At 56.8% G+C, this 285-nt stretch carries 1 protein-coding gene; it reads right to left on the reverse strand.

Annotated elements, in window-relative coordinates; translation table 11 throughout:
* A partial coding sequence (locus QP415_RS11595) for an adenine-specific methyltransferase EcoRI family protein (protein WP_285100181.1) occupies positions 1 to 285 on the reverse strand: 285 nt, incomplete at both ends.

Raw genomic sequence — 285 nt, forward strand, 5'->3', positions numbered from 1 at the left:
GAGAAGGGCGGGTTGGTGAAGACGAAGTTGGCTGTTGCGAGTGCGTTGGTGGTTTCTTGGGATTGGAATCTGCCGCACCCCTGGGCGGGGCGGTGTATCTTCCTTTCTTTGGTTTGGTGGTAGTAGGTTCCGTCTTTGCCGTCCATTCCGACTGCTGTGAGGGTGTTTAGGCCGAGTTGGTGGAAGTGGGTGGTGAAGTATTTAGTGAAGGCGCTGGCGGGGGTGTCGCAGGGTAGGAGGACATTTGCGCCGTTCAGTAGGTTTGGGGTTTTGGTGAGCACGCCT

The organism is Pauljensenia sp. UMB3104, from assembly GCF_030217285.1.
Classification (GTDB): Bacteria; Actinomycetota; Actinomycetes; order Actinomycetales; family Actinomycetaceae; genus Pauljensenia.